We start from the raw sequence: 4,112 nt of genomic DNA, 5'->3' as shown, positions 1-4,112 counted from the left end.
CCTACGTGTCGGTGCAGCTGTTGGTGCTGGTGCTGGTAACGAAGAGCGCGTTGCTGCTCTTGTTGAAGCGGGTGTAGACGTTCTACTCATCGACTCATCACACGGTCACTCTGAAGGCGTACTTAACCGTATTCGTGAAACTCGTGCTGCATACCCTGATCTACAAATCATTGGAGGTAACGTAGCAACAGGCGCTGGCGCTCGTGCTCTTATCGAAGCCGGTGTCAGTGCGGTTAAAGTGGGTATCGGCCCGGGTTCAATTTGTACGACTCGTATCGTTACGGGTGTTGGTGTTCCGCAAGTAACAGCCATCGCAGACGCAGCTGAAGTAGCGAACGAATACGGTATTCCAGTCATTGCAGATGGCGGTATCCGCTTCTCTGGCGATATCTGTAAAGCTATCGTTGCTGGCGCATCTTGTGTGATGGTTGGATCAATGTTCGCGGGTACTGAAGAAGCACCGGGTGAAGTTATCCTTTACAACGGTCGTTCTTACAAGTCATACCGTGGTATGGGGTCTCTTGGCGCTATGTCTCAAGGTTCTTCTGACCGTTACTTCCAATCTGATAACGCTGCAGACAAGCTTGTTCCAGAAGGTATTGAAGGTCGCATCGCATATAAAGGCCGTTTGAAAGAAATCGTACATCAGCAAATGGGCGGTCTTCGCTCAAGCATGGGTCTAACAGGTTCTGCGACTGTTGAAGATATGCGTACTAAAGCTGAATTTGTTCGTATTTCTGGAGCAGGTATGGCCGAATCTCACGTGCATGATGTTCAAATTACAAAAGAAGCACCTAATTACCGTCTAGGTTAATGGTAGGTTCGTTGAGGCTATTTCAGTGATGAAGTCGCCCTGCGAAAACGATTGCCTTACCGCTTGAAGACTTAATAAGAGGCGAGTAAACTCGTCTCCGTTTCATTATTTAGCTAATAAGATTACCTCAAATGACTAAAAATATTCATGACCAACGTATTCTGATTCTGGATTTCGGCTCTCAATATACGCAGCTTGTTGCTCGTCGTATTCGTGAAATCGGTGTTTACTGTGAACTTTGGAGCTGGGACGTAGAAGAAGCGGATATTCGTGAATTCAATCCAGACGGTATCATCCTATCTGGTGGCCCTGAAAGTGTAACGGAAGAGAACTCTCCACGTGCACCTCAGTACGTATTTGATTCAGGTGTTCCTGTATTCGGTATCTGCTACGGCATGCAAACTATGGCTGAGCAACTTGGCGGTAAAGTAGCAACGTCTACTGAACGCGAGTTCGGCTACGCTGCTGTACAAGTAACTGGTGAATCTGCACTTTTCGCTGACCTTGAGACGACTCAAGATGTTTGGATGAGTCACGGTGACAAAGTAGTTGAGATTCCAGCTGATTTCACAAAGATCGCTGAAACAGACACTTGCCCATACGCTGCAATGGCAAACGAAGAGAAGAAGTACTTCGGTGTTCAATTCCACCCAGAAGTAACACACACTAAAAACGGCCTGAAAATGCTTGAGAACTTCGTTCTTAACGTATGTGGTTGTGAAGGTCTGTGGACTTCAGCTTCAATCATTGAAGATGCAGTTGCACGTATTAAAGAACAAGTAGGTGACGACGAAGTTATCCTTGGTCTTTCTGGTGGTGTTGATTCATCTGTAGTTGCGATGCTTGCTCACCGCGCTATCGGCGACAAACTAACCTGTGTATTTGTTGATAACGGCCTTCTTCGTCTAAACGAAGGTGAGCAGGTTATGGAGATGTTCGGCAACAAGTTTGGCCTAAACATCATCAAAGTAGATGCTGAGCAACGTTTCCTTGATGCTCTTGAAGGCGAAGCTGAACCAGAAGCGAAGCGTAAGATCATTGGTCACGTATTCGTAGATATCTTCGATGAAGAGTCTAAGAAACTGAAGAATGCTAAATGGCTTGCTCAGGGTACTATCTACCCAGACGTAATCGAGTCTGCTGCATCTAAGACAGGTAAAGCACACGTAATCAAATCTCACCACAACGTTGGTGGTCTTCCTGATGATATGGAAATGGGCCTTGTTGAGCCTCTACGTGAGCTGTTTAAAGATGAAGTACGTAAGATCGGTCTAGAGCTTGGTCTTCCATACAACATGCTTTACCGCCACCCGTTCCCAGGTCCAGGTCTAGGTGTTCGTGTACTTGGCGAAGTGAAGAAAGAGTACTGTGATCTACTACGTCGCGCAGATGCTATCTTCATTGAAGAGCTTCACGCTGCTGACCTTTACCACAAAGTATCTCAAGCATTCACGGTATTCCTACCAGTACGTTCAGTTGGCGTAATGGGCGATGGTCGTAAGTACGATTGGGTTGTATCGCTACGTGCTGTAGAAACTATCGACTTCATGACTGCTCACTGGGCACACCTACCATATGACTTCTTAGGTAAGGTTTCTAACCGTATCATCAATGAAGTCGATGGCATCTCTCGTGTTGTTTACGATATTTCAGGTAAGCCACCTGCAACTATCGAATGGGAATAATCTTTCAATAGATTAGGTCTATCAGAATAGGAAAGCCTCGTGATGTTATTGCGAGGCTTTTTTTGGCTCTATCTTTCTTATGATCGAACTGCAATCTTAGTTTTCGTTAACGACATTTCCTTTTTATAGCACTCAGGATTAAACTCCGCGTGTAAATTTTATAACTATTTTTTAAAAGGTAAGTGAGATGTCAACGAAACTAGCAAACCCTGCGCCCCTTGGATTAATGGGGTTTGGTATGACAACCATCCTGCTAAACATCCATAATGCGGGATTTTTTCCTATGGATTCAATGATTCTAGCGATGGGAATCTTTTATGGCGGATTGAGCCAAGTTATCGTGGGCACAATGTGTTTCAAACGTGGTGACACGTTCGGTACAACTGCGTTTACTTCTTACGGCCTATTCTGGTTGTCTTTGGTTGGTTTAATCGTGATGCCTTACATGGGCCTACCTGCAAGCCCTGCAGCATTCATGGGTTGGTACCTACTACTATGGGGCATCTTCACAGGCTTCATGTTCATCGGCTCTCTATGCTACCCAGTGGCGAAGCAAGTTGTATTCGGTTCACTAACTATCTTGTTCTTCCTACTTGCAGCTCGTGATTTCACTGGCAGCGAACTAATCGGCACTATCGCTGGTTTTGAAGGTATCTTCTGCGGAGCAAGCGCGATTTACTTTGCGATGGCACAAGTTATCAATAACGAATACGGGCGTACTGTATTGCCGATTGGTGAAAAACAGCAAGCTCAGGTCATTCCAATGACTCAAGAAATTGCGGCTTAAGTCTGAGAATACTCACCTTATACGTCGCAATACAAGGTGATAAAAATAAAAAGGGTTAGCAATATTGCTAACCCTTTGTGTTTATTGGACTGAATTTACTTCATTTGCATTAGTGACGGCTTATTGTCTCCAATGTTAGGTTGATGGTTGTTCAACAGGTTTGGCTTCTTTTTCTTCAGCCTGAGGTTCGTTACCTGTCTTGCGTTTGTACTTCTCTTCCCAGTACGTCGCGCCTTTAATGCCTAGTTTAATAGGGTTAAAGGTGAACTCAGTCACACCACGCTTTTGTTGTTCTTCATAATCTTCCAGTGCTTTTAGTGCAGGTTTTGACATGAAGAAAATAATGATAATACCCACTATATTCAACCAAGCCATCATGCCTACGCCCACGTCACCCATAGCCCAAGCTAAATTAGCTGTTTTCACCGTGCCATAGAAAACAGCGGAAATGATAACCAGCTTAAGGACAAACATCAGACCATTGACTTTTACCGTTCTACGGATGTAAGCAATGTTGGTTTCCGCGATGTAGTAGTAAGCCAGAATCGTCGTGAAAGCAAAGAAGAACAAAGCAATCGCGATGAATGGTTTACCTACACCAGGAAGCGCACTTTCGATTGCCATTTGAGTAAATACAGGGCCGTTTGCACTGATGTTTTCAGCAATGTTTTGAACGATGAAAGCATCTGGACCGCCGTGAACGTTGTACGCACCAGTGATCAGAATCATAAACGCCGTTGCAGAACAGACGAGTAGTGTATCGATGTAGATAGAAAAAGACTGAACCAGACCTTGTTGAGCTGGGTGATCAACGCTCGCCGCCGCC

General features: G+C 45.0%; 4 protein-coding genes. 3 read left to right on the top strand and 1 reads right to left on the bottom strand.

All coding sequences use genetic code 11. The features are described from left to right. The 3 genes from guaB to ACP45E_RS11520 form a co-directional block, all read left to right on the top strand. Positions 1-814, top strand: an 814-nt coding sequence (guaB, locus tag ACP45E_RS11530) for an IMP dehydrogenase (protein WP_198927714.1), incomplete at its 5' end; no start/stop codon positions are given. A gap of 131 nt (positions 815-945) precedes the next feature. Next, the gene (gene guaA / locus ACP45E_RS11525; protein ID WP_017037648.1) at positions 946-2,499 is read left to right on the top strand and encodes a glutamine-hydrolyzing GMP synthase; all 1,554 of its coding nucleotides are present in this window, start codon (positions 946-948) and stop codon (positions 2,497-2,499) included. A 187-nt stretch (positions 2,500-2,686) separates the two neighbouring features. Beyond that, positions 2,687-3,286, top strand: a complete 600-nt coding sequence (locus ACP45E_RS11520; RefSeq protein WP_017034161.1) for an acetate uptake transporter — start codon at positions 2,687-2,689, stop codon at positions 3,284-3,286. Positions 3,287-3,421: 135 nt separating this feature from the next. On the opposite strand, the gene ACP45E_RS11515 is transcribed toward ACP45E_RS11520, so the two are convergent. Beyond that, the coding region (locus tag ACP45E_RS11515) for an alanine:cation symporter family protein (RefSeq protein ID WP_141707307.1) at positions 3,422-4,112 on the bottom strand (691 nt) is incomplete at its 5' end.

It is taken from the genome of Vibrio genomosp. F10 str. 9ZD137, assembly GCF_049974785.1.
Lineage (GTDB): Bacteria > Pseudomonadota > Gammaproteobacteria > Enterobacterales > Vibrionaceae > Vibrio.
The sequence above is the reverse complement of the archived record's forward strand: the minus strand, read 5'-3'. Positions and strand labels throughout refer to the sequence as shown.